Source organism: Lederbergia wuyishanensis (assembly GCF_022900255.1).
GTDB lineage: Bacteria > Bacillota > Bacilli > Bacillales > Bacillaceae_C > Lederbergia > Lederbergia wuyishanensis.
Map to the genome: position 1 here is coordinate 190,832 of NZ_JALIRM010000012.1, position 22,999 is coordinate 213,830.

30 protein-coding genes and 1 rRNA gene are annotated in these 22,999 nt (G+C 35.1%); 21 read left to right on the top strand and 10 right to left on the bottom strand.

The window, feature by feature from the left end; genetic code table 11:
* Positions 1-442: 442 nt before the first annotated feature.
* Both MT489_RS16870 and MT489_RS16875 read left to right on the top strand, forming a co-directional pair.
* Positions 443-1,159, top strand: coding sequence for a metallophosphoesterase family protein (locus MT489_RS16870; RefSeq protein WP_244682734.1), 717 nt, complete (start codon positions 443-445; stop codon positions 1,157-1,159).
* Between the two features lie 120 nt (positions 1,160-1,279).
* A complete protein-coding gene (locus tag MT489_RS16875) occupies positions 1,280-1,711 on the top strand; it encodes a VanZ family protein (RefSeq protein WP_244682735.1) in 432 nt (143 codons plus the stop codon).
* A 2-nt stretch (positions 1,712-1,713) separates the two neighbouring features.
* Here the strand turns inward: MT489_RS16875 and MT489_RS16880 are convergent, their stop codons facing one another.
* The gene (locus MT489_RS16880) at positions 1,714-2,064 is read right to left on the bottom strand and encodes a DoxX family protein (protein WP_244682736.1); all 351 of its coding nucleotides are present in this window, start codon (positions 2,062-2,064) and stop codon (positions 1,714-1,716) included.
* A 96-nt stretch (positions 2,065-2,160) separates the two neighbouring features.
* On the opposite strand from MT489_RS16880, the gene MT489_RS16885 reads away from it, so the two are divergent.
* From MT489_RS16885 to MT489_RS16910, 6 genes are all read left to right on the top strand, one after another.
* Positions 2,161-3,048: a GNAT family N-acetyltransferase gene (locus tag MT489_RS16885; RefSeq protein WP_244682737.1), complete on the top strand. Its 888-nt coding sequence runs from the start codon at positions 2,161-2,163 to the stop codon at positions 3,046-3,048.
* Positions 3,049-3,250: 202 nt separating this feature from the next.
* Positions 3,251-3,757, top strand: a complete 507-nt coding sequence (locus tag MT489_RS16890) for a TQO small subunit DoxD (RefSeq protein WP_244682738.1) — start codon at positions 3,251-3,253, stop codon at positions 3,755-3,757.
* A gap of 114 nt (positions 3,758-3,871) precedes the next feature.
* Positions 3,872-4,378 (top strand): DoxX family protein, encoded by a 507-nt coding sequence (locus tag MT489_RS16895; protein WP_244682739.1) that lies wholly within the window; start codon positions 3,872-3,874, stop codon positions 4,376-4,378.
* A 103-nt stretch (positions 4,379-4,481) separates the two neighbouring features.
* Complete coding sequence (locus MT489_RS16900) at positions 4,482-5,099, top strand: NUDIX hydrolase (protein ID WP_244682740.1); 618 nt, start codon at positions 4,482-4,484, stop codon at positions 5,097-5,099.
* 23 nt (positions 5,100-5,122) lie between these two features.
* The gene (locus tag MT489_RS16905) at positions 5,123-5,932 is read left to right on the top strand and encodes an MBL fold metallo-hydrolase (RefSeq protein WP_244682741.1); all 810 of its coding nucleotides are present in this window, start codon (positions 5,123-5,125) and stop codon (positions 5,930-5,932) included.
* A gap of 76 nt (positions 5,933-6,008) precedes the next feature.
* On the top strand, positions 6,009-7,046 hold the full coding sequence (locus MT489_RS16910) for a glyoxalase superfamily protein (protein WP_244682742.1): 1,038 nt from the start codon (positions 6,009-6,011) through the stop codon (positions 7,044-7,046).
* A 44-nt stretch (positions 7,047-7,090) separates the two neighbouring features.
* Here MT489_RS16910 and MT489_RS16915 read toward each other — a convergent pair whose 3' ends face one another.
* Positions 7,091-7,273, bottom strand: coding sequence for a YfhD family protein (locus tag MT489_RS16915; RefSeq protein ID WP_244682743.1), 183 nt, complete (start codon positions 7,271-7,273; stop codon positions 7,091-7,093).
* A gap of 42 nt (positions 7,274-7,315) precedes the next feature.
* Entirely contained in the window at positions 7,316-7,441 is a 126-nt protein-coding gene (locus MT489_RS16920; RefSeq protein WP_244682744.1) for a YfhE family protein, read from the bottom strand.
* A gap of 104 nt (positions 7,442-7,545) precedes the next feature.
* On the opposite strand from MT489_RS16920, the gene recX reads away from it, so the two are divergent.
* Complete coding sequence (gene recX / locus MT489_RS16925) at positions 7,546-8,340, top strand: recombination regulator RecX (RefSeq protein WP_244682745.1); 795 nt, start codon at positions 7,546-7,548, stop codon at positions 8,338-8,340.
* Positions 8,341-8,474: 134 nt separating this feature from the next.
* Positions 8,475-8,789 (top strand): YfhH family protein, encoded by a 315-nt coding sequence (locus MT489_RS16930; RefSeq protein WP_244682746.1) that lies wholly within the window; start codon positions 8,475-8,477, stop codon positions 8,787-8,789.
* A gap of 42 nt (positions 8,790-8,831) precedes the next feature.
* On the opposite strand, the gene MT489_RS16935 is transcribed toward MT489_RS16930, so the two are convergent.
* The 3 genes from MT489_RS16935 to MT489_RS16945 all read right to left on the bottom strand — a co-directional run bounded on the left by MT489_RS16935 (position 8,832) and on the right by MT489_RS16945 (position 10,282).
* Positions 8,832-8,996 carry a YpzG family protein gene (locus MT489_RS16935; RefSeq protein ID WP_244682747.1) on the bottom strand — a complete coding sequence of 55 codons (165 nt, stop codon included), beginning with the start codon at positions 8,994-8,996 and terminating at the stop codon, positions 8,832-8,834.
* A 20-nt stretch (positions 8,997-9,016) separates the two neighbouring features.
* Positions 9,017-9,184, bottom strand: coding sequence for a small, acid-soluble spore protein K (locus MT489_RS16940; protein ID WP_244682748.1), 168 nt, complete (start codon positions 9,182-9,184; stop codon positions 9,017-9,019).
* 117 nt (positions 9,185-9,301) lie between these two features.
* A complete protein-coding gene (locus tag MT489_RS16945; protein WP_244682749.1) occupies positions 9,302-10,282 on the bottom strand; it encodes a metal-dependent hydrolase in 981 nt (326 codons plus the stop codon).
* Between the two features lie 169 nt (positions 10,283-10,451).
* On the opposite strand from MT489_RS16945, the gene mutY reads away from it, so the two are divergent.
* From mutY to MT489_RS16970, 5 genes are all read left to right on the top strand, one after another.
* On the top strand, positions 10,452-11,555 hold the full coding sequence (gene mutY, locus MT489_RS16950) for an A/G-specific adenine glycosylase (protein ID WP_244682750.1): 1,104 nt from the start codon (positions 10,452-10,454) through the stop codon (positions 11,553-11,555).
* A 370-nt stretch (positions 11,556-11,925) separates the two neighbouring features.
* Positions 11,926-12,675 carry an enoyl-[acyl-carrier-protein] reductase FabL gene (gene fabL, locus MT489_RS16955; protein WP_244682751.1) on the top strand — a complete coding sequence of 250 codons (750 nt, stop codon included), beginning with the start codon at positions 11,926-11,928 and terminating at the stop codon, positions 12,673-12,675.
* An 81-nt stretch (positions 12,676-12,756) separates the two neighbouring features.
* Positions 12,757-12,945 (top strand): gamma-type small acid-soluble spore protein, encoded by a 189-nt coding sequence (locus tag MT489_RS16960; RefSeq protein ID WP_244682752.1) that lies wholly within the window; start codon positions 12,757-12,759, stop codon positions 12,943-12,945.
* 332 nt (positions 12,946-13,277) lie between these two features.
* The gene (gene ntdP / locus MT489_RS16965) at positions 13,278-13,808 is read left to right on the top strand and encodes a nucleoside tri-diphosphate phosphatase (protein WP_244682753.1); all 531 of its coding nucleotides are present in this window, start codon (positions 13,278-13,280) and stop codon (positions 13,806-13,808) included.
* A 140-nt stretch (positions 13,809-13,948) separates the two neighbouring features.
* The gene (locus MT489_RS16970; RefSeq protein ID WP_280518672.1) at positions 13,949-15,697 is read left to right on the top strand and encodes an ABC transporter ATP-binding protein; all 1,749 of its coding nucleotides are present in this window, start codon (positions 13,949-13,951) and stop codon (positions 15,695-15,697) included.
* Positions 15,698-15,732: 35 nt separating this feature from the next.
* Here MT489_RS16970 and MT489_RS16975 read toward each other — a convergent pair whose 3' ends face one another.
* The gene (locus MT489_RS16975) at positions 15,733-16,782 is read right to left on the bottom strand and encodes an FUSC family protein (protein ID WP_244682754.1); all 1,050 of its coding nucleotides are present in this window, start codon (positions 16,780-16,782) and stop codon (positions 15,733-15,735) included.
* A gap of 118 nt (positions 16,783-16,900) precedes the next feature.
* On the bottom strand, positions 16,901-18,181 hold the full coding sequence (locus tag MT489_RS16980; RefSeq protein WP_244682755.1) for a glutamate-1-semialdehyde 2,1-aminomutase: 1,281 nt from the start codon (positions 18,179-18,181) through the stop codon (positions 16,901-16,903).
* 210 nt (positions 18,182-18,391) lie between these two features.
* On the opposite strand from MT489_RS16980, the gene MT489_RS16985 reads away from it, so the two are divergent.
* The 4 genes from MT489_RS16985 (at position 18,392) to perR (ending at position 20,570) form a co-directional block, all read left to right on the top strand.
* Positions 18,392-18,748, top strand: coding sequence for a potassium channel family protein (locus tag MT489_RS16985; protein ID WP_307416010.1), 357 nt, complete (start codon positions 18,392-18,394; stop codon positions 18,746-18,748).
* Positions 18,749-18,801: 53 nt separating this feature from the next.
* Positions 18,802-19,275 carry a thioredoxin-dependent thiol peroxidase gene (bcp, locus tag MT489_RS16990; protein ID WP_244682756.1) on the top strand — a complete coding sequence of 158 codons (474 nt, stop codon included), beginning with the start codon at positions 18,802-18,804 and terminating at the stop codon, positions 19,273-19,275.
* A 217-nt stretch (positions 19,276-19,492) separates the two neighbouring features.
* The gene (locus MT489_RS16995) at positions 19,493-20,038 is read left to right on the top strand and encodes a cob(I)yrinic acid a,c-diamide adenosyltransferase (RefSeq protein WP_244682757.1); all 546 of its coding nucleotides are present in this window, start codon (positions 19,493-19,495) and stop codon (positions 20,036-20,038) included.
* Between the two features lie 91 nt (positions 20,039-20,129).
* Positions 20,130-20,570, top strand: coding sequence for a peroxide-responsive transcriptional repressor PerR (gene perR / locus MT489_RS17000; protein ID WP_244682758.1), 441 nt, complete (start codon positions 20,130-20,132; stop codon positions 20,568-20,570).
* Between the two features lie 54 nt (positions 20,571-20,624).
* Here the strand turns inward: perR and MT489_RS17005 are convergent, their stop codons facing one another.
* On the bottom strand, positions 20,625-21,248 hold the full coding sequence (locus tag MT489_RS17005) for a YesL family protein (RefSeq protein WP_244682759.1): 624 nt from the start codon (positions 21,246-21,248) through the stop codon (positions 20,625-20,627).
* 49 nt (positions 21,249-21,297) lie between these two features.
* On the bottom strand, positions 21,298-21,657 hold the full coding sequence (locus MT489_RS17010) for a YgzB family protein (RefSeq protein ID WP_244682760.1): 360 nt from the start codon (positions 21,655-21,657) through the stop codon (positions 21,298-21,300).
* Positions 21,658-21,793: 136 nt separating this feature from the next.
* Between MT489_RS17010 and MT489_RS17015 the strand changes: the two genes are divergently transcribed.
* On the top strand, positions 21,794-22,660 hold the full coding sequence (locus MT489_RS17015) for a nucleotidyltransferase-like protein (RefSeq protein ID WP_244682761.1): 867 nt from the start codon (positions 21,794-21,796) through the stop codon (positions 22,658-22,660).
* A 260-nt stretch (positions 22,661-22,920) separates the two neighbouring features.
* Positions 22,921-22,999: ribosomal RNA gene (locus MT489_RS17020) — 16S ribosomal RNA — on the top strand; the annotation flags it as partial.

Below are 22,999 nucleotides of genomic sequence, written 5' to 3' on the forward strand. Positions count from 1 at the left end.
TTAAATAGAAGTTTGCTTGATAGTTTGTCTTAAACGACTTCATTCTTTACCGGGAAGGGATCCTTTATATAAATCTATTAGCAATGACGGTTTTTGGTCTTTTGACGTGGTTGTACTTTTAATTCCCATAATTGTATGACTGGCATATTAAATTTGGAAATAGGGAACTCTTCTATCGCAAGTTTTTTAGTTTTTTTCAAAAGTATACCATTTCATTCAACTTTTCCTACGGCACTTGTACCTTTCGTTTTGATGTTAAGAAAAGAGTGATAAATGGAAAGGCAGTAGCTATGTTATTAGAAACTAAAATTCCTCCCTCTATATTTGTAAAAATTGGTTATGATATTTAGAAAAAATATAATATCAATGATACTAATTGAAAATTCCCTCAATTTCCTATAAGCTTTTAAAGTAAATACATAAATTAGCGGGGTGTTTTATTTTGAAACTAGCCTTCCTCTCCGATATCCACGGCATCGCTATTGCATTGGATGCCGTTCTTCAGGATATTAAAGAAAAAAACGTAGACAAAATTTATGTTCTCGGAGATATTTGCTACCGCGGTCCTGAACCGCAGCGTTCGTTGGAATTAGTTCAATCATTAAATTGCGATGTCATCAAAGGAAATGCGGACGAATGGGTTGTCCGTGGTGTACATAAAGGTGAGGTCCCAGACCAAGCTTTGGATATGATGAATCGAGAGAGGGATTGGATTTATTCCCATTTGAACCAAGAAAGCGTAACTTACTTGGAGCAACTGCCAACTGAATTAACAATTGAAGCAGAAGGTATGAAAATCCATGCGTTTCACGCAACGCCCAATAGTTTATTTGAGATTGTTCCACCAGCTGAAAGTGATGAAAGAATAAGTGATAAATTGATGGCAAAAGAAGCGAACCTGTATATTTACGCCCATATTCACAAGCCATATATTAGGTACATTAACGGTAAATGTGTAATTAACATTGGAAGCGTAGGGCTTCCGTTTGATGGCATGAAAAAGTCATCCTACGCACTCGTAAATATTCAAGATAATAGTTTTCAAGCTTCTATCGTTAGAGTTCCATTTGATACGAATAAAGTTATTCAGCAGTATCACGATGTTAACTATCCTAATGCAGAGACAATGAGCAGAATTTTGAAAAACGCAAGTATTTAAGAAAAGAGAAGGTTTCATAGCCTTCTCTTTTCTGTTTTATGTGGGAATGTTTCGAATACAAACCCTAGCAAGCTAAAACTAGTTATTTTTGAACTAATAATATTCCTAGAAGGTGCCTTCATGAAGTTAATCTTGAGAATTCTCCCCATTATTTACATGACATTTATTTGGATTCAATCAAGTTCCTTTGATCCTGAGTCTGTACAAAATCTTTCAAACTATATTAGTAGCAGCTTAATTTTATTTTTAGGTATTTGTTTTGAACTCGCTCATTTAGTTGAATTTGGTTTCTTGTATTTGTTTCTTATTTTAGCTGTTCTTACATTTCGAAGACTTGATTCTAGAATAGAAGCTATCTGTTTTGCCATTGCTGTTTTGTATGGAATTGTAGATGAAGTTCACCAACATTTTGTGCCATTTCGCTCTTTTTCAATAGTAGATTTAATGAAGGATGTTTTAGGAGTTTATGTGATTTGGTACATTATTCATGTTTCCTATTTTAAAAAGAAAGACTCTAAAATTGGTACTGTATTAAGGAAAATAACGAATTAATCCTACTTCCACTTATACACCACCCACAACAAAACCAACATCACAATATCCAATCTTGCATTAAACGCAAATTGCATGAAACCAATATTTAATGAAGGAACTTTTGTTAATAAAATGGCTGCGATCATTATTCCAATCAACGGAATGACAGCTTGGTGAACCATTTTATCGGCAAGAATAAGGACTCCACAAATGATTTCAATAAGTGCAACTGCATACATTAAATAGAGTGGGAACGGAAGTCCTAAATTAACAAATGTACTTCCAAGATCTTCATTTATTAATTTCAATAAACCAGATATGATAAACACATAAGCTATTACATATCGAATTAATTTGTAAGATATAATCAATTTTTTCCCTCCTGGAGTCTTTGTATCCTTACATTAAAACTGTATGCAAGAGTTGGGACAAACCTGCTTAAAATAATGATTTTGGAGGATGAAATATTGAATTTTCGTATAGACCGTTTACCGTTCATTGGAAACGAAACGATATTAACGGAGTATTGGAAAAATCACATTCCTGAATGGAAAATGGAAGCAACCAGCATATTATATTTTGCAAAAGAAGCAGCTGAACAAATATGGATTTATATTGCTTTTAAAGAAAACGATGTTTGTGGAATACTCGTAAGTGAAGAAACGGAAAAAAGTGCTTTGTGGTTATTCCATGTGAAAGAGGAATATCGAAACAACGGCATCGGCACTATTCTTTTTGAGTGTGCTTTAAAAAATGCAGGAGATCAATGGACAGCCGGAATAGGTTCGGGATACTGGTGGCAAGGAGTTCCGTTAGGATGTGGTGATCATTTTCTTGAGAAAAAAGGTTTTCATTGGACGTGGACGAGTATTGATATGTTGATGAGCTTGAAGAAATGGCAGGTGCCAGATCTAGAAACAAACATCAATATTGGAAGCCTGATACCACATGAAAATATCGAATTAATTGGATTACTCCAAAGTGAAGCTGAGCTATCTGGATGGGTTCGTTATTACCAAAATATGATCGATAATTCGTCCTTTGATAAAATTATTGTTGCACGTTCTTATGATACGATTGTCGGTTGTGCAATGGTTCTTCATGAGGAAGAAATCCGATGGAAGAGCATGATTGAAGGAAAAGTAGGGGGAGTCGGATGCCTCGGAGTAGGAAAAAAATATAGGGAACAGGGGATAGGTGCATCATTAGTAAATGCAGTTAATAAAGAGTTAAAAAAACTGGGTTATACTCATTCATATATCGGTTACACCTATCTTGAAAACTGGTATGGAAAAATGGGGTATGAAGTATATAATTGCCAACGAATGGGATTTATGGCAAGAAATCATAACTAATTCCTTATTGTGGCAACCTCGTGACAATGCAAAAAAGGTATTGCTAAAATATAGAAAGCATTGTATATTAAGAGTGTAAAGGAAATGTGAAATAATTCACAAATAAAAGAAGCAATATCAGCTGATTAAAGAACTAATATTTTTTTAAAATGGTATGTGAATGATTTCACAATAACTTCAAAAAAATTTAGGAGTGAGAACAATGAAAAGATGGTATGAAAATCGTTTTGTCGCAATAATATGGGCAGCATTAAGAATTTGGTTAGGAGTACAATGGATAGAAGCTGGTTGGCATAAGTTAGGAGCTTTTGATGCAGCAGGATTCTTACAAGGGGCTATCGCAAAAGCAGGTGGAGAATTTCCAGCAGTTCAAGGTTGGTACGCAGACTTTTTACAAAATGTAGCATTGCCAAACGTAAAAATCATTAACGTCCTCATCCCTTGGGGAGAAATTCTAGTAGGCTTAGGACTTATCGTTGGTGCATTAACACTACCTGCATTAATCGCTGGCGCATTCATGAACTTGAACTTCTTGCTTGCCGGAACTGTAAGCACTAATCCGATTTTACTAGCATTAGCAGTCATTCTTCTCTTCGTAATAAAAGGAACAACATATTATGGAATTGATCACTTACTAACAAAAGAAACAATCAACAAGTTTAAAAACACAAACTTCTTTAAAAAAATTCAAGGTGCAGCAGCACACTGATCAGGTTAAAAAGGAAGGACATAAATAAATCTTTCCCGATCAAGAACTAATATTTTTTCAATAAAATTTGTGAGGAACTTCACAATTGTTCATAAAAAATTAGGAGTGAGAACAATGAAAAGATGGTATGAAAATCGTTTTGTCGCAATCATTTGGGCAGCATTAAGAATCTGGTTAGGAGTACAATGGATAGAAGCTGGTTGGCACAAGTTAGGAGCTTTTGATGCAGCAGGATTCTTACAAGGAGCAATTGAAAAAGCAGGGGGAGAATTTCCAGCAGTTCAAGGTTGGTACGCAGACTTTTTACAAAATGTAGCATTGCCAAACGTAAAAATCATTAACGTCCTCATCCCTTGGGGAGAAATTCTAGTAGGCTTAGGACTTATCGTTGGTGCATTAACACTACCCGCATTAATCGCTGGTGCATTCATGAACTTGAACTTCTTGCTTGCCGGAACTGTAAGCACTAATCCGATTTTACTAGCATTAGCAGTCATTCTTCTCTTCGTACTAAAAGGAACAACATATTATGGAATTGATCACTTACTAACAAAAGAAACAATCAACAAGTTTAAAAATACAAACTTCTTTAAAAAAATTCGAGGTGCAGCAGCACATTAAATAATCTTTAAATCAGGGGAGCGTAAAAATTGCTCTCCTGTTTTTTTATTGATGTTATGATGGAAGTGAAGAAAGAATAAACTTCCAGTAAAGGATGTTGGCGATGAACTATCAATGGCTCGACTGGGCTAAGAGAATACAAGCCTTGGCCCAAGCAGGACTAGAATTTTCTAAAGATATATACGATATTGAACGCTTCGAAGAATTACGAACTATTAGTGCCGAGATTATGGCTGTACATACAAACTTAGAAATAGATATTATAGAAGATTTATTTACGAATGAAACTGGTTATCAGACTCCCAAAGTTGATATACGTGGTGTTGTATTTAGAAATGAAAAAATATTAATGGTTAAAGAAAATTATGATGATAAATGGTCTCTGCCGGGAGGATTTTGTGATATTGGCTTCTCACCTAAAGAAAATATCATCAAAGAAATTAAAGAAGAATCTGGTTTTGATGTCCGTGCGGAAAGGTTGCTTGCATTATTAGATTCCAATCTGCACCCACATCCGCCGCAACCGTATCATTATTATAAAATTTTTATTTTATGTGAAATAATTGGGGGAGAAGCAAACATAGGAATAGAAACGAATGATGTGCAATTTTTTTCAGAGAATCATTTACCGCCACTTTCATTAAATAGAAATACAGAGTCACAGATTAAAATGCTGTTTGAATTTTTAAGAGACCCTCATAAACAAGTTATTCTAGATTAATAATTTTTAAAGGAGAGGTATGGATGAAAATTCAATTACTTGGTACTGCGGCAGCAGAAGGATATCCTGCGATTTTTTGTAAATGTGAAGCATGTATAAGAGCGAGACAACTGGGAGGAAAGGATATTCGTACGAGAACATCTGCTATCATAGATGATGAGCTGAAGATTGATTTTCCCCCAGATTCTTTCCACCATGTACTTACATACAATTTAGATCTTGGAAGAATTCAGCATCTTCTTTGTACCCATTCACACCATGATCATTTTTATCCGGAAGATCTTACGATGAGAGCACCCGTTTTTGCCCATGATATTGACTACCCTCTATATATTTATGGAAATGATGTAGTCATTTACAAATGTAATCAGGTAATCCAATTTTCTAAAGAAGCGTTTAAATTGCGTCGAATCGCTCCGTTTATTACATATACGATTGGATCTTTTCAAGTGACGCCACTACTTGCTGACCATGATAAAAATGAAACTTGCTTTATTTTTTATATTGAGAAGGGAAATAAAAGTATGCTATATGGTCATGACACAGGTTGGTTTCCACCCCAAACATGGTCATGGTTAGAGTATAAGAAATTGGATTTTGTTTTACTAGATTGTACACACGGATTGATTCCTGAAAAAAGAAATCATCTTAATATTGAGGGCGTTAAAGAAATTAAAGCTATTTTTAATGCGAAAGGGATTATCGATGAAACATCAAAAGTGGTCGCTACCCATTTCTCACATAATACCAAGCTTTCTCATGCTGAGTTAAAAAGTCTTTTGAACCCATTCGGAATTGAAGTGGCTTACGATGGAATGGTTGTAAATGTGTAAAAAAATATTGCAACTAACGTTACGTCATGTTGTACATTTGATACAAGACCTTATCAATGAGTAAAGGGGAAATATTTTGGAAAAAAAGCATTTTAAAATTGGTGAACTTGCAAATCTTGTTTATATTTCCGTAAGAACGTTGCACCATTATGATCATATTGGATTGCTCGTTCCGTCTCAGTATTCTGATTCAGGGCATCGTTTGTATACAAAAAATGATATTAGTCGTTTGCAGCAAATCCTGTCACTTCGGAATATTGGTTTTACTTTAGAAGAAATAAAAGAAGTTTTGGATGGAAGTGCTTTATCTCCGCTTGAAATTACGAATATGCATTTGCGGCGAGTCCAAGATAGTTTTCATAAACAAAAGGCATTATTACAAAGGTTAGAGTTTCTTTCAGAAAAGTTTTCTTCTTATAAACATGTTTCTTTACAAGATTTTTTTGATACGATAGAGGTGATTATAATGAATGAACAAAAATCAATGAATGTATTTAGTCGTGCTGTACCTATTTTAGATGTAGTAAATTATGAAGAGAGCATGAAATTTTATACAGAAACATTAGGTTTTAGAAAAAATTGGGAGTGGGGTAATCCCGCAGGCTTTGGGTCAGTAAGTCGAGATCAGGTTGAAATTTTCCTAAATCAAGAAGACGATGGGAACTTTGGAACTTCCATCAATGTATTTGTTAGAGATGTTGAAGCTTTATATAAAGAAGCGAAGAAAAATGATGCCGTAATAATGGTGGAACCTAAAATGATGCAATGGGGAAAAGAATTACGTGTAAAAGATCCAGATGGGCATATTCTCCGTTTTACTGAAACGGCTTCGGCTGAAGAAAAAATGATACATAGAACTGAAATTAAGGCAAAATTAGAAAATAGACTAGCAGCGCTAATGGAGGATTTAGCGAGAGAGACAGAGCGTAGTGTTGGAGAGTTGCTTGAAGAAATCATCATGCATTCATTTGAACCTTTGGAAGGGCTTGAGGGACAAGCAAGCGCAAGTCCACATACTATTGAAACATTAGAATTAATAGATAAGTTAAAGAAGAAACATCAAATTGATTATGGTACGCATGATATCTATGGTTTTGTTGAGGGAAATGATTGAATAAAACATCGGGAGGCAGTGTTCCTCCCGATTTAAATTAATGGTTAGTTATTTTCTTTCGCTCTTTTATCAGCAGCTTTCGATCTTTCCATTGCTACCTTGTCATCCTGGTCTGCTAGTTCCTCGGAAAATTCCACATCTCGTCCATCGGATTTCATATTTTTCGGTACTTGTGGTAGTTTCTGTTTATTCTTATCTCGAGCACTTCTTCGATCGTCACGACCCATGTAAAAAACCTCCTTAAATAGTTATGTATTTATAAAACTGTATTAGATTTTTTTGCGTTCACCTGTGTAACCGCCTGCTTTATCCGCTCTCTTAAATTCTCTTTGGTATAATACTTCCTGTGTTGTTGATAATGTGCTTTTCGTTTGCATTTCTTTTCGCTTGCTCATTCGTTTCACCTCCTCTTTTAATGTTTTGCCCATTCACTGCTCAAACATACAAAGAAGATAATATGATAAAATGTTTTTATTAAGCGTTAAAAGGATGATGTAGAATGCCTATCATCACGAAAATTACTACTCAGAAAAATAGTACTGATCGATATAATATTTATTTAGACGAAGCTTTTGCTTTCGGTGTGGATGAAGAGATTTTAATCCGCTATAACTTGACGAAGGGCAAAGAGCTAACTGAATTTGACATTACACAAATTCAATATGAAGATGAAATAAGGAAAGCATTAAATGCAGCTATCGTTTTTTTATCTTACAGGATGAGATCAGAGGACGAAATTCGTCAGCATTTAAAGAAAAAGGAATGGGAAGAGCCCGTTATTCAAGCTGTTTTGCTGGAATTAGTAAATCGAAAATATATTAATGATTTAGAATTTGCCTTAGCCTATGTTCGCACCCAAGTAAATGGAGGAAAAAAAGGTCCAATAACCATTAAGAAAGAATTAAAACAAAAAGGAATTAAGGACCAATTAATTGAACAGGCAATAGACGAATATAGCGAATCTCAACAAATTGAACATGCCGTTCAGCTCGGAAATAAAGTTGCAAAACAAAACAGCAAACTTTCCGAAATATTTCTCAAGCAAAAAATTGAACAATTTTTATTAACTAAAGGTTTTCCTTTTGGTATAATTTGGGTCGCTCTTGAAGAAATCGAATATGAAAAAGATGAAGATGATGAGTATGGTGCCCTCCAAATTCAAGCCGAAAAAGCCCATAGAAAATACAATAATTTAACTGGCTTCGAATACGAACAAAAAATGAAACAAACTTTATTTCGCAAAGGATTTCCTATCGAATTGATTGACCGTTATTTGCATGAGAATAAAGAGTAATTTGATTTTCTGCACTTTGACGAAGGCAAAAAATATATAAAATTTTAACTAGTTGTGTTCATTATCAAGATACGAAGGCTCTAATACTGCAATCATACAAATTGCTAATATCAATTGAAAAAGGCGGTACCTATATGGAGAGAGAAAAAAAATACAGTGAAATGACAGAAGCAGAGCTTAAACAAGAGATTGCTCAATTGAAGGAAAAAGCTCGAAAAGCGGAACAATTGGGCATTGTAAATGAATTTGCTGTGTTGGAAAGAAAAGCGGTTATGGCGCAAGCATATTTATTAGATCCAGCAGATTTTACACCTGGAGAAATATATGCGGTTGAAGGAGCACCAGGTACATATTTCAAAGTTGATTATTTGAAAGGTGTTTTTGCGTGGGGTTATCGACTAAATGGTTCAGGTAAGGAAGAAGCATTGCCGATTTCTTTACTAAAATAGGTTAGCGGAAATACATGTATTCCCGCTAACCTTCAATTGTCTCTATCTTTTTTGAAATTGGACAACCATATTCTCAAGAATAATTTGTGATTGAGATTGCTCTGTTTGACCATTTACCTGGTTAAACATTCTTTTCGGGTTGTAATGAGCCTTATTAAATGCACTGAGCTGCCGATTTAAGTGAGAATTCTCATTTTTGTTAGCCATGATGTTCCCCCTCTATTAATTTAGTTTGGGTCTTCATCTTCTCTAGCACCGGAAGCGCGCATTCGTTCTTGAGGACGAGTGTTCGTTGTACCATTAGCTCGTTTCGAGGCAAATTCAGGTTTAGCTCTCGGCTCTCCCTCAAATTTGTTGTCATTTTTGTAAGGGAAATCTTTTGCTTTATTTCGCATATAGGCTGCCTCCTTTACAAGCGAGAAAATCCATCTCGCATGTTTATTATGGTTTTTTCATGATGAAATTATGAGGTTAAACGTAAAAAACTCCATGAAGCTTTTGGCTTCACAGAGTTATTCTGTCAAAATATTTAATTTTTTTCTTAATTTTTCTTCGCTATAAATCCAGCCCGTATATGAAGCTATAATGTCTAAATTCAGATCCAGTTGAACGATGGCGACAAAAGGATAATGTCCATTGCTTCGATAACGCAAATCAATATACCGTACTTCATAATACTGATCATATTCACCTATCTCCCATCGATAAACGGGGGAGAAAGATAAAAATGCTGATATATTTTTATCTTTACTCGCTGCTTTAATGATAGGAGATTCCGGAACGGGCAATCGTTTAAATTTATCAAAGATTGTAATGGATCGTTTGTATGCGCGTCCTACATAAAAGTTATCTTTTGATGTAATTGCAAGCCTCCATTGATTAAAGCGCATTGTAGGGGCAATGATAATTTCTTCAGCATCAGGTATTGTTTTTAATAGTGCTGACCTGACTGTTCTTTGCATGATAAATCGAAGAATATAATATAAAACAATCACGATATACATGATTAAAAATGTATATCCAGGTGGTGAACCGAAAATCCAAATGATAATTCCAATCACATGTATGCTAAAGATGATTGGGTCAAAGGTATTAATTATGCCAAATGCAACCCATTTATTTGAAAATGGGCGTAACGCCTGTGTCCCATAAGCATTAAAAATATCAACAAAAACATGAAGAAACACAGCGATAAAAGACCATATCCATAAATGGAGTATATTTGCTTCAGGGAAAAATAAACTGACAAAAGCTGTTACAAGAATCGGCCAAAATAATACCGCAGGAATCGAATGTGTTACTCCTCTATGGTTTCTTAAATAAACTGCATTATTGCGTAATTTTAAAAATGTATCAATATCAGGAATTTGGGAGCCAATCATAGCCGCTACCAGTACACTGTGACTGTTAACTGTACTTTCAGCCACTACTGGGTCTAACGTAGCAAGTCCGCCTATCGCGATTCCCATAACGACGTGTGTAGCTGTATCCAATCTAAATCCTCCTCAAGAAGGGATGGCTATAGTTATTTTTACCATCATATTTTATAAAAAAATAAATTGCAATCATTTGGGATAACTTTAAGGCTTATAAATATAGTGCCTTTATATTTGAATCATTCCCTAAAATTCATATTGATTAACATCAGGGGGATTAATAAAAATGAACGAACAGTTACAACAAAATTTAAAACAAATGGAAATATCGAAATTTCAAAATGATTTAGTCCAATGGTTTATTCGTGAGCAACGTGATCTTCCATGGAGGAAAGATTCAGATCCTTATAAGATCTGGGTTTCGGAAATTATGCTTCAACAAACGAGAGTTGACACTGTTATACCTTATTATGAACGTTTTCTCGAAAAGTTTCCTACTATTGAGGCATTCGCTGATGCAGATGATGAATCTGTCCTGAAAATTTGGGAGGGATTAGGTTATTATTCACGAGTTCGAAATCTTCATTCTGCTGTTAAGGAAGTTGTTTCACAATACAATGGAAAGGTTCCCAATACGCTAAAGGACATTTCAAAGTTAAAAGGAGTAGGTCCATATACGGCGGGAGCGGTATTAAGCATCGCTTATGGTGTTCCAGAACCTGCTGTGGATGGCAATGTCATGCGTGTTCTTTCACGAATTTTACTTATATATGAAGATATTGCAAAACAATCAACACGTAAAATTTTTGAAGATGCAGTAAGGGAAATTATTGATCGTGATCATCCATCCTATTTTAATCAAGCATTAATGGAGCTAGGTGCGCTTATATGCACTCCAACGTCTCCATCTTGTTTATTATGTCCAGTAAGGGAACATTGCATTGCTTTTTCAGTTGGGGCTGAAAAAGATTTACCCATTAAAACACGCAAAAAATCGACGAAACATGTAGATTTAATTGCAGCAGTTTTAAAGACGGATAATGGAAAATATTTAATTCGTAAACGACCTAGTAAAGGACTGCTAGCCAATCTATGGGAATTTCCAATGGTTGAAGATGGGAATTTTATGCAAATGCGTACGGCATTAACGAACTACTTAGAAAAGGAAATCAAAGTTAATACACAACTGGAAACAGGAACTTTTACTAAGGTTGATCATGTTTTTTCACATTTAACTTGGGCAATTAATGTTTTCGCTGGGACTGTTTCGGGTGATATTAAACTTGAAGACAATTACCTCCTTGTTACAAAAGAGGAGCTTGAAGAATATGCATTTCCAGTATCCCATCAAACGATTTGGAAAACGTATAAGGAAAAATATCATTTGTAAAATCTTCATAAAATCACGAAAAAGGGAAATAAATGAGTTTATTTTATAAAGATTTTACCCAGCTGGCCTTAAGTGGCATCGGTTAGGAGTCAGAAACCTTCTTCGCTAAAAGGCAAAGAACGGAAGCTTTTCGCTTTTGTTCGTAGATGAGAAAGTATAAAATTTTATTCGGTCTTTAATTTGAGCTAAGTATTTTATTGTCTAGCTCCAAGCGCCAACAGCTCTAGGTTAAATAACCTGATATGCTAAAAGTCAAAGAACAGATTTTTGCGTCTCAGAACATTTTGTTTGTCTCCTAAGGCTATGCACTTTGCGCTTTTGTTCTGAAAATGTAAAATAGACATATTGAATTTTGAAAGGTGGATTTTTTATGAGTAATAAAGTAGCACTAGTAACAGGGAGCAGCAGGGGAGTAGGAAAAGCTGCTGCGATTGCGCTAGCGAAGGAAGGCTACGATATTGTAGTCAACTATGCGCGCAGCAAGAAAGGTGCACTTGAAACTGTGGAGGAAATTGAAAAACTAGGTAGGAAGGCATTCCTCGTTCGTGCAAATGTAGGTGATGTCGAAAAAATAAAAAATATGTTCGCTGAAATTGATAATGAATTTGGTCGTCTTGATGTCCTAATAAATAATGCTGCATCAGGAGTATTAAGACCAGCTATGGAACTTGAGGAATCTCATTGGGACTGGACGATGAATATTAATAGTAAGGCTTTGTTATTTTGCGCTCAAGAAGCAGCTAAATTAATGGAGCGAAATGGCGGAGGGAAAATAGTAAGTCTTAGTTCCCTTGGTTCAATACGCTACTTGGAAAACTATACTACAGTTGGAGTATCAAAGGCTGCTGTTGAAGCATTAACACGCTATTTAGCTGTAGAACTTTCTCCAAAAAATATCGTTGTGAATGCAGTGTCTGGCGGAGCGATTGATACGGATGCTTTGAAACATTTTCCAAATCGTGAGGAATTGCTTGAAGATGCAAGAAAAAATACTCCAGCTGGACGTATGGTGGAAATTGAAGATATTGTAAAAACAATTATGTTCCTTGTATCGGAAGATTCTTCTATGATTAGAGGGCAGACAATCATAGTCGATGGTGGACGCTCAATCTTAGTTTAATAAAACGATCAAAAAATAATTAAATTTTTTGGATAACATTCTCACCCTCTGGTTACATTAACAAACGTGGAGGTGAGAAAAATGAACAAGAAATCACAACAATCTCAAACTAACGTTCAAAAAGTAAGACAACAAAACGCAGCATCTGCTACTGGCCAAAACTTTGGAACTGAGTTTGCAAGCGAAACTGATGCACAACAAGTAAGACAGCAAAATCAACAAGCTGAAGCAAAAAAAGGTCAAAACTCAGGTAATTTCGGTCAACAGTAATGAAATAATAAGGATCTAACTTTCACATGGCGAAGGTTGGGTCCTTATTTTTTTATTATTCGTTAAGTACGAAACTCAAATGTTTAAAAAACGGTAAAAGAACGTTATAATGGTAAAAGAACTTTAAAAGGTTTGTCTGATTCATTATAGGAAAGCGTATAATTTTTCACAGACTTTATTTTTAAAATGCTGTTTGTCTTAGGCTTCTGACGCTATCGATTCGAGATATAAACCCGCGACTTCAAAAGTCAAAGAGCTATTTTTTCTCCTCCACATTTACATGATGAAGGTAGGAGGCGTCTTGCGTTTTTCTAAAGAAAGTAGGGAAAGAGATGGGTATTCCCGTTGAAGGCGATAACATTCAAATTCATAGTTATAAACATAATGGACATATACACCGAATTTGGGATGAAACCAAAATTTTAAAAGCAACTAAACATCTCGTTATTGGTGCAAATGATCGAACATTGGTAACAGAATCGGATGGTAGAACGTGGATTACACGTGAACCCGCTATTTGTTATTTCCATACAGATATTTGGTTCAACATTATCGCGATGATTCGCGAAGACGGTATATATTACTATTGCAATCTTGGCTCACCATATGTGTATGACCAAGAAGCTTTAAAATATATCGATTATGATTTAGATGTAAAAGTGTACCCAGATATGACGTTTACGCTTCTTGATGAAGATGAATATGAATATCACCGCACTCAAATGGGGTATCCAGACGTAATTGACCATATATTAAAACGGAATGTAGATAAGTTGGTACGCTGGATCAGAACAAGAAAAGGTCCATTTTCACCGGATTTTATAGATACTTGGTATGATCGATATTTAATGTATAGGCGATAAATTAATACAGGAATGACCTGTTGATCTTATTTCAACAGGTTTATTTCATTCATGGAGCTCAAGGCCATAAGTACGCCTTTTTGCGTCACCTACGACTGCATTGCATTGTGTTTTCTCATAAGAAAGGATGCTGGTTTAAGTTGGGAATTATACGAAGATATATGGAATTTGTAAAACCTTATAAATGGCGAATTGTTGGGACATTGTTTATTGGAGTCATTAAATTTGCGATTCCTCTCCTAATTCCTATTTTGATGAAATATGTTATTGATGATGTAATAGGAGCGAAGGGATTGTCAGCAGATGAAAAAACTTCACAATTGCTGATGACAATGGGGATAATGCTTCTTTTGTTTGTAGTAGTAAGGCCGCCTGTAGAATATTATCGCCAATATTTTGCTCAGTGGACCGCTAGTAAAATTTTGTACGATATCCGTGATAGGATGTTTACTCATATTCAGAAATTGAGTTTTAAATTTTATTCAAATACGCGTGCAGGGGAAGTCATTTCAAGAATCATAAATGACGTTGAGCAAACGAAAGAATTCGTCATTACTGGATTAATGAATCTTTGGCTTGATGTAACGACTGTGATTATCGCCATTATAATTATGATTACATTAGATATCCCTCTTACGATTGTATCGCTTGCTGTATTTCCACTGTACATGTTTTCAGTACGCTATTTTTTTGGGAATTTGCGAAAGTTAACTCGTGCTCGTTCTCAAGCTCTTGCAGAAGTTCAAAGCTATTTACATGAACGTGTAGCGGGAATGTCTATTATTAAAAGTTTTGCAATTGAAGACCATGAGCAGAAACAATTTGATAAAAACAATGCCAATTTTTTAGATAAGGCGTTAACTCATACAAGCTGGACTGCGAAGGCTTTTTCCGTTGTCAATACGATTACCGACCTTGCACCGCTAATTGTAATTACTTATGCAGGGTATCAAGTTATTCATGAAAATCTTTCCATTGGTACATTGGTCGCATTTATGGGTTATGTGGAAAGATTATATAATCCGTTACGACGTCTTGTAAATTCATCTACTACTCTCACACAATCAATTGCATCTATGGATCGCGTTTTTGGTTTAATAGATGAGAAGTATGATATCGATGATGCTCCTGACGCAATAGAATTAAAGTCTGTAGTAGGGAATATTAAACTAGAAAACGTAACGTTCGCATATGATGAGAAAGAGGAACCGATTCTTCGTAATATCAATCTCGATGTAAAAGCAGGGGAAACAATCGCATTTGTAGGTATGAGCGGTGGTGGAAAATCCTCACTTGTCAGCCTTATTCCGAGATTTTATGATGTTAATGAAGGTAGGGTATTGTTAGATGGCGTTGATATTCGGAAGTTTAAAGTAAGGAGCCTTCGAGATAAAATCGGTATGGTTCTTCAAGATAATATTTTATTTAGTGATTCTGTTAAATCCAATATTTTACTAGGAAAGCCTAATAGTTCTGATGAAGAGGTTCGCTTAGCAGCTGACGCGGCAAATGCTCATGATTTTATTATGGATTTGCCATTTGGCTACGATACGAAAGTCGGGGAGCGTGGAGTAAAACTTTCTGGGGGACAAAAGCAACGTGTTGCGATTGCTCGAGTATTTTTGAAAAACCCGCCAATTCTTATATTGGATGAAGCAACTTCAGCACTCGATCTCGAAAGTGAACACCTTATTCAAGAGGCACTCGAAAAGCTCGCTAAAGATCGAACTACGTTTATTATTGCACATAGATTATCGACCATTACACATGCCGATAGAATTGTATTAGTTGAACATGGTGAAATTAAAGAAGTAGGAACACATGAAGAATTAATGAAGAAGCAGGGAAAATACCATCAGTTATTCCAAGTACAACAACTAGATAATTAAAGAATAATAGAAAAGCTCTGAGTTCACAAAAGTACTCAGAGCTTTTTAAGATGGAATTTTTGATAAGTACGAATGACTTTATCTAAATGTTCAAGTTGTTCTTCATATTCAATGATATCGGAAAGAATGTGCATTAAATGAAAAGGTTGAAATTCATCTTCCGTTTCGCTATTTTTGATTTCTTGTAGAAAAGCGTTCATTAACTGTTCTCTGTTAAAAATGTTCTCATTAAATAATTCAAAATCTTGAGGTACTCGCCCAATAAATTTTTGAAGCAGTTGTTCATGGTAACTTAACAAGTAATCAAGTCTTTCACGTGTATCATTTTGTAATGCAATAGGAAGTTCGTACAAGATGTTTTTATGTCGGTGTTGTAGTTTTAAGATTTCAAAACTTTTTTGATTAACTTGAATCATCTGTCTATAAATGACTAACTTTCTGGCATTAGAATACTCGGATTTTTTTAAATATCTCCGTTCCTCTTTATACATACTGTATAACTGATTCGTGCTGCCAATTCGCTCTTTAATTGTACCAAGTTCTTTTTTCAACAATCTATCTTCCGATGCAAATCTAGATGTCAGCCTTATCCATTTAATAATATCTTCTGATACATCGGAAATACCTTGGAAAAGCTTTGTTTCGTATTTTGGTGGCAGAAAGATAAAGTTGACTGCAAACGAAGCTAATATTCCAAGTAAAATGGTTGCCGATCGAACGACAGAAAATTGAAGAAAGTCTTCGGCAGGAGCCGACATGACTGCTATAATTGTTACAAGTGCAAGCCTAATTGCATTCTCCAATTTCACCTTTACCATGATACCTATAGTAATGATTGCGGCAAAGCCTATAATTAAAAAGTGATTTCCAAAGGATAATACGAAAATAATGGCAATGATTGCCCCTATAATATTACCTTGAACTTGTTCAAGTAACGTTAAGTAGGAGCGATAAATCGTTGGCTGAATAGCAAATACCGCCGCAATCCCAGCGAAAACAGGTGAAGGTATTTGGAGAAGCTCTGCAACATAAAGTGCTAAAATAATGGCTATTCCCGTTTTTAGCATGCGGGCACCAAGCTTCATGGGTTTTAAGTCCTTTCCTAAAATCTTTTATATAGCTATAGCGCCTTTCCACTAGTAAACTTTTTGTTATCTTAAGTCAACATTTGCAAATATCTATTAATAGGCGCTTTCAGCTTTTCTATTTAAATGCATTTTCAACTGCTCGTATTGTTTGTAAAATATCTTCTTCGGAATGTGCTGTTGTAATAAACCAAGCTTCGTATTTAGATGGGGCAAGGTTGATCCCTTGATGCAGCATCTTTTTGAAAAATGTTGCAAATAATTCCCCGTCTGTCGCCTCAGCTTGTTCATAGTTTATAACTTTTTCCTCTGTAAAATAAACAGTTAATGCTCCTTTTAAACGATTGGTTGTTATAGGTGCGTTATATTTTTCAGCAGCTTTTAATATTCCTTCTTCAAGCATTGCCCCTAGTTTGTCAAGGCGTTCATATATACCAGGCTCCTGCAGTACTTCAAGGCAAGCAATACCAGATAGCATAGAAGCGGGATTTCCAGCCATCGTTCCTGCTTGATATGCAGGACCAAGTGGAGCAACTTTTTCCATGATGTCATTACGCCCTCCATATGCCCCTATTGGAAGTCCGCCGCCAATAATTTTACCTAGTGCTGTTAAATCAGGTGTAACACCAAGTAAATTTTGAGCCCCTCCATACATAAACCGAAACGCAGTTATAACTTCATCGAAAATAAGAAGTGCCCCTTTTTCATGAGTAATTTCTTTAACTTTTTCCAGATATCCCGGAAGCGGTTCGACAATTCCAAAATTCCCAACAATCGGTTCAGTTAGTACAGCTGCAATTTCATTACCCCATTTATCCATCGCCTCAATAAAGGATTCGATATCATTATATGGAACTGTAATGACTTCTTGTGCAATGCTCACGGGTACTCCTGCAGAATCGGGCATACCTAATTGGGAAGGACCTGATCCAGCTGCAACTAAAACTAAGTCCGAGTGCCCATGGTAACACCCAGCGAATTTAAGGATTTTATCTCTGCCGGTATATGCTCTTGCCACACGTATCGTTGTCATAACTGCTTCCGTTCCGGAATTAACGAATCTGACTTTATCTAGTGAAGGAATAGCTTCCTTAATCATTTTTGCGAATTTTACTTCATGTGGGGTAGGAGTTCCGTATAACACTCCTGTTTCCGCTGCTTTCTTAATAGCTTCAGTAATATGTGGATGAGCATGTCCTGTAATAATAGGGCCATATGCTGCCAAATAGTCAATATATCGGTTTCCATCCACGTCGTACAAATAGGCACCCTTCGCTCTTTCCATCGTTACTGGAGAGCCACCGCCAACCGCTTTATATGATCTAGAAGGACTATTTACACCCCCAACAATATGTTTCAATGCTTCCTTATGTATTTCTTCTGAATGTGTAAAATTCATATAAAACGACTCTCCTTATTAATATCAGCTTCTATTCATTGTAGTCCTTCAATGAATTCTTCGCAATTATTGACTGTGCGCTTAAAAGCATGGTCTATGTAGAATTTACATAACGTAAACTAAATGGACAAGAAACTTAAGAGGTGATGTCACATTTGGTATATCCTCTTTTTTGCAGTTATTCTTTGCCTTCTCATGGCATTAAGAATATTGTTTATTCCCGATAGATTCAAATTTAAACAAGTGTCCTTTGAAAACTTTGTATTCCTTGCTTGTACGTATGCCATTATTATGATTGGATTTGGTCTCTTGTTTTTATTACTTGAACTTAGAGGAATGACCATTATTATTGATACAACAGCTGTACAAGATAAAGGCTGGAGCGAAAGACTTGCAACTTCCGTATATTTAAGTGCGATTACACTTTTTTCAGTTGGATATGGCGACGTTGTTCCTATAGGAGTGGGTCGTTTACTTGTCATGTTGGAAGCTCTTCTTGGATATACGATTCCCGCTGCTTTTGTGGTACGCTCCTTTCTTGAATATGAACCTCGGAAGCGGAAATAAATGCTCCTATTTGATAAGCTAGATATAATAAGTATGTAAGGGAGGCGTAAATCATGACGGATAAAACAAAAGTTAAAGCACCAGAATTTAGTCTGCCTGCTAGAAATGGCGAACAAGTAAAACTTAGTGACTTTCAAGGTAAAAAACATGTGATCCTTTATTTTTATCCAAAAGATATGACACCTGGATGCACGACCCAAGCATGTGATTTTCGTGATTTTCATAAGGATTTTTCAGATTTGGATGCCGTCATTTTGGGAGTAAGCCCCGACCCTTTGACAAAACATGAAAAATTCGTTGAAAAGTACAAGCTACCTTTTCTATTGCTAGTAGACGAAAATCATGAAGTGGCAGAAAAGTATGGAGTGTGGAAATTAAAATCAATGTTTGGAAAAGAATATATGGGGATTGAGCGATCAACCTTTATCATTAATAAAGAAGGGATAATTGTAAAAGAATGGAGGAAAGTAAGGGTAAAGGGGCATGTTGAAGAAGCACTTCAGTTTTTAAGGGAAGAATATTCATAAAAAAATTGGCCTATTTATTACATATCTTGGCTGTTGTCCATTCTAAAAATGACAGTCTGCATAATGTATATTAGGGCATACCTCCTCAATAGGAAAATACATTGTGGGCTGTGATATACAGCCCTATTTTTTTTTCTTAATAGCGATTTCATAAATGAGAATATATAAGCAGTTAATGATAATATATATGTAATAATTATTTATTGGAGGGCCAAATTTGAAAATTTATACTAAAACTGGAGATAAAGGAACGACATCATTAGTTTATGGAGACAGAGTTTCCAAAAATGATGTTAGAGTCGAAGCTTATGGTACATGTGACGAAGCAAATTCAATGATTGGACTTGCATTAAGTCATGTAGAAAATACCAATAATACTGATATTAAAGAAGTGCGTTCATTTTTTCATAAAGTACAAACGGCTTTATTCCATGTAGGAGCAGAATTGTCTACACCTACCGGGAAAGAAGTCAAATGGAAGCTAAGTGAGGAAGACTTAAAAGAACTGGAAATGGTAATTGATCAATTGGATGGAGCGTTACCACCATTAAGTAACTTTATCTTGCCAGGAGGACATCCTGCCGGGGCAACTCTCCATTTGGCGAGAACTGTTGTCCGAAGAGCTGAAAGAATAACCGTCTCTATTGAAGAGGTTAATCCATTAGTACTTTCTTATTTAAATCGACTCTCAGACTTCCTATTTGTGGCCGCACGATATGTAAACCATAAACTAGGTGCTGAAGAATTAAAGCTGCATGAATGATGTGAAATCATTGACAAATAAACCAATTTGTTAGTACACTAATTATAAGAATTATAAATAGATAATCAATTTTACTTTAGAAAAGAGGTGCATGGCGGTGTCAGAAATTCAATTAAAAGAAGCTATCCATACATTGAAAGAGACGGGAGTCCGGATTACACCTCAACGTCATGCAATTTTGGAATATTTGATTCAATCCATGTCTCATCCAACTGCAGATGAAATATATAAATCACTTGAAGGTAAATTTCCAAATATGAGCGTTGCCACTGTTTATAATAACTTACGCGTATTTCGAGAAGCCGGACTAGTAAAAGAACTCACATATGGAGATGCTTCTAGTCGTTTCGATTTTGTTACTTCAGATCATTATCATATTATTTGTGAAAATTGCGGTAAGATTGTCGATTTCCATTATCCTGGATTGGATGAAGTTGAACACCTTGCTTCTAGTGTCACTGGTTTTAAGGTAGGACATCATCGCATGGAAATATATGGTATATGCCCTGAATGTGATAAAGGAACACACTAAAAAATGTAAAAGCAAGCAACTAATTTCGGTTGCTTGCTTTTTTTGTTGTGTCAATTATTCGATATTTTCTTCATTTTGCCCTGTTACTAATACTTCTTCTTTACGAAATCTACTGTAGCAAATAGTAAAAATTAGATAAGCGGTAATACTGAAAATAACCAAAAATGTAACTGGAATTAGAAACAATAATGAAACCATTGCCACTAATAAAATTACACAGAGAATTGTTGAAAGAGCATATCGTATAGAAAAGAAAAACGAGTTTTTTATGACTTGCCATAAGGTTAATCGATAGTGAACCATCATCGGAAAAACATACACTAATGTAAAAGTAACAATTAATCCTAATAAAAACAAAGAAGCAAATAATAAAGTATGCAATTTTGGATTAAATGTATTCACCAGCATGAAATCAATATAAAAGATGCTAGCGAAGATAAAGAAAATGATACCTACAATAAAACTTTGTTTGAAATTTTCTTTAAAGAACCGGAAAAAAGGTATGAATATAGCTGTATCTTTTTTCATCACCCATTGTCTAATTACCCCAAACATTGCTGCAGTAGCGGGAAAAATAGTAATGATAGGTAAGCACATCAAAACCCATATAATATTTAATAAGAAGAAAAAAGATAAAACTTCAAGTATACTGTACAATCTGCTATTTAATATATTCATTGCGTCCCACCAAAAAGTTTAATTGTATGTTTAGATTAGTTAAATTAAATTAATCATTAGTATTTCTTTTCCTATTATATTTTTCATCAAATTCTTTTCCTTCTAAGTTAGGATCGACAGTAAGTGGTTCACGACAATACATGCACATATCGACACGTCCTAAAATCTTTGTAGGTTTACCACAATTTGGACATATGACCTGCAACGCTTTGGTTGATAGCATCCCTATCCAAAAATAAACTAGGGTGCTTGCTACAATAGCCAATAATCCTAGAAGCATAAATATAGTCATAACCACGACGTTTGTTTTAAAGAAAATCCCTAAGTACATAATCACAAAACCGATAAAAACGAGTGACAACGCAAAAGTACGTATTTTATTAATTTTATTTGAATATTTTCTAGCCATGTTAAGCCCTCCTGAAAAAACTATACCACAATCATCAGAAAACATCTTACAATATTAAGGCGATAAATTGAACTTGCAGGAATTCAAGAAAGAACTGTCGAAATGAAATAAGGAAAATATATTGGAGGAGTTTAACATGGAAGACATCTTACGGCCAATCTATCAAGAAAGAGCAAGTCATGATAATACATTAGGTATTTTAAAAATCGAAAAAAAACGTAAAGCGACTACTTTAACTGATACATTTGATGTAATTTTATTAATGATAGTAAAAGAGCAAACACAACCAATTTATATTAAGCATTATCAATATGAGGATAAAAAAGCCGCACTACATATTGTGAAAAAGCATCAACTTGAAGAATGGCTGCTGCTTGGTTCCAACCGCAAAATTGTTGAGTGGATATATGAAGGAAGAATTTTATTTGATAGAAATGATTATTTGGAAAACTTAAGAAATGAACTACGAGACTTTCCTTTCTATGGAAGGAAAATTAAAATTGGATTGGAATTTGCTAAGTTAATTAGAAGGTATATGGACGGAAAAGCCTTTTTTGAAACGGGTCAATATTTAGATGCTTTCAACCATATTGTACATTCGCTGCATCATCTTGGCAGACTATCAATTATTGAGAACGGCTTTCATCCGGAACTTACAGTTTGGAATCAAGTAAAGCAGATAGAGCCGGAAATTTTCAAATTGTACGAGGAATTGATTAAAAGTGAAGAGTCTATAGAGAAAAGATTGGAACTTTTATTCCTTGCTAGTGAATTTTTAATATTTTCAAGAACTGCAGTAGGAGCTGCTCATTTAATTGAAGTTATGGAAACAAAGGATCAATGGAGCATGGATGAAATATCGAATCACCCTGAAATAGTTAATTATGGAGTAGATTTTAGTCTTTTATTAGAATACTTAATTGAAAAAGACTTTATTCAGGTTGTAGAGATTGAAACTAAAGGACCGGGGTTATTTCAACGTTGCTATCGAATCGAAAAATAGTTTTTAAATTTTTATTAAAAATTCTATTGACGAGTTTGAAAAATCTTGTTATAGTAGTAAACGTCGCTGCTAGCGAGAAGGAAAAAACGCTAGAAAAAAGCGATAAAAAAATGATTGACTTTCGCTTCGCGAAATGATAGTATTAAAAAGTCGCTGTCAGAAAGCAAGCGAGTTTGATCTTTGAAAACTGAACGAAACGAACGTTAAATTATTTTTAAACACAATGGTTTTAAACCATTGCCAGCAAATGAGCTACAAACTTCAATGAGAGTTTGATCCTGGCTCAGGACGAACGCTGGCGGCGTGCCTAATACATGCAAGTCGAGCGAATGGATGGGA

Excerpts from the sequence above, each read along its gene's own strand:
- MT489_RS16875 (WP_244682735.1), top strand. The coding sequence starts at position 1,280 with ATGAAGTTAATCTTGAGAATTCTCCCCATTATTTACATGACATTTATT.
- MT489_RS16890 (WP_244682738.1), top strand. The coding sequence starts at position 3,251 with ATGAAAAGATGGTATGAAAATCGTTTTGTCGCAATAATATGGGCAGCA.
- MT489_RS16895 (WP_244682739.1), top strand. The coding sequence starts at position 3,872 with ATGAAAAGATGGTATGAAAATCGTTTTGTCGCAATCATTTGGGCAGCA.
- MT489_RS16900 (WP_244682740.1), top strand. The coding sequence starts at position 4,482 with ATGAACTATCAATGGCTCGACTGGGCTAAGAGAATACAAGCCTTGGCC.
- MT489_RS16905 (WP_244682741.1), top strand. The coding sequence starts at position 5,123 with ATGAAAATTCAATTACTTGGTACTGCGGCAGCAGAAGGATATCCTGCG.
- MT489_RS16915 (WP_244682743.1), bottom strand. The coding sequence starts at position 7,273 with ATGGGTCGTGACGATCGAAGAAGTGCTCGAGATAAGAATAAACAGAAA.
- MT489_RS16920 (WP_244682744.1), bottom strand. The coding sequence starts at position 7,441 with ATGAGCAAGCGAAAAGAAATGCAAACGAAAAGCACATTATCAACAACA.
- recX (WP_244682745.1), top strand. The coding sequence starts at position 7,546 with ATGCCTATCATCACGAAAATTACTACTCAGAAAAATAGTACTGATCGA.
- MT489_RS16930 (WP_244682746.1), top strand. The coding sequence starts at position 8,475 with ATGGAGAGAGAAAAAAAATACAGTGAAATGACAGAAGCAGAGCTTAAA.
- MT489_RS16935 (WP_244682747.1), bottom strand. The coding sequence starts at position 8,996 with ATGGCTAACAAAAATGAGAATTCTCACTTAAATCGGCAGCTCAGTGCA.
- MT489_RS16940 (WP_244682748.1), bottom strand. The coding sequence starts at position 9,184 with ATGCGAAATAAAGCAAAAGATTTCCCTTACAAAAATGACAACAAATTT.
- mutY (WP_244682750.1), top strand. The coding sequence starts at position 10,452 with ATGAACGAACAGTTACAACAAAATTTAAAACAAATGGAAATATCGAAA.
- fabL (WP_244682751.1), top strand. The coding sequence starts at position 11,926 with ATGAGTAATAAAGTAGCACTAGTAACAGGGAGCAGCAGGGGAGTAGGA.
- MT489_RS16960 (WP_244682752.1), top strand. The coding sequence starts at position 12,757 with ATGAACAAGAAATCACAACAATCTCAAACTAACGTTCAAAAAGTAAGA.
- ntdP (WP_244682753.1), top strand. The coding sequence starts at position 13,278 with ATGGGTATTCCCGTTGAAGGCGATAACATTCAAATTCATAGTTATAAA.
- MT489_RS16975 (WP_244682754.1), bottom strand. The coding sequence starts at position 16,782 with ATGAAGCTTGGTGCCCGCATGCTAAAAACGGGAATAGCCATTATTTTA.
- MT489_RS16980 (WP_244682755.1), bottom strand. The coding sequence starts at position 18,181 with ATGAATTTTACACATTCAGAAGAAATACATAAGGAAGCATTGAAACAT.
- bcp (WP_244682756.1), top strand. The coding sequence starts at position 18,802 with ATGACGGATAAAACAAAAGTTAAAGCACCAGAATTTAGTCTGCCTGCT.
- perR (WP_244682758.1), top strand. The coding sequence starts at position 20,130 with ATGGCGGTGTCAGAAATTCAATTAAAAGAAGCTATCCATACATTGAAA.
- MT489_RS17005 (WP_244682759.1), bottom strand. The coding sequence starts at position 21,248 with ATGAATATATTAAATAGCAGATTGTACAGTATACTTGAAGTTTTATCT.
- MT489_RS17010 (WP_244682760.1), bottom strand. The coding sequence starts at position 21,657 with ATGGCTAGAAAATATTCAAATAAAATTAATAAAATACGTACTTTTGCG.
- MT489_RS17015 (WP_244682761.1), top strand. The coding sequence starts at position 21,794 with ATGGAAGACATCTTACGGCCAATCTATCAAGAAAGAGCAAGTCATGAT.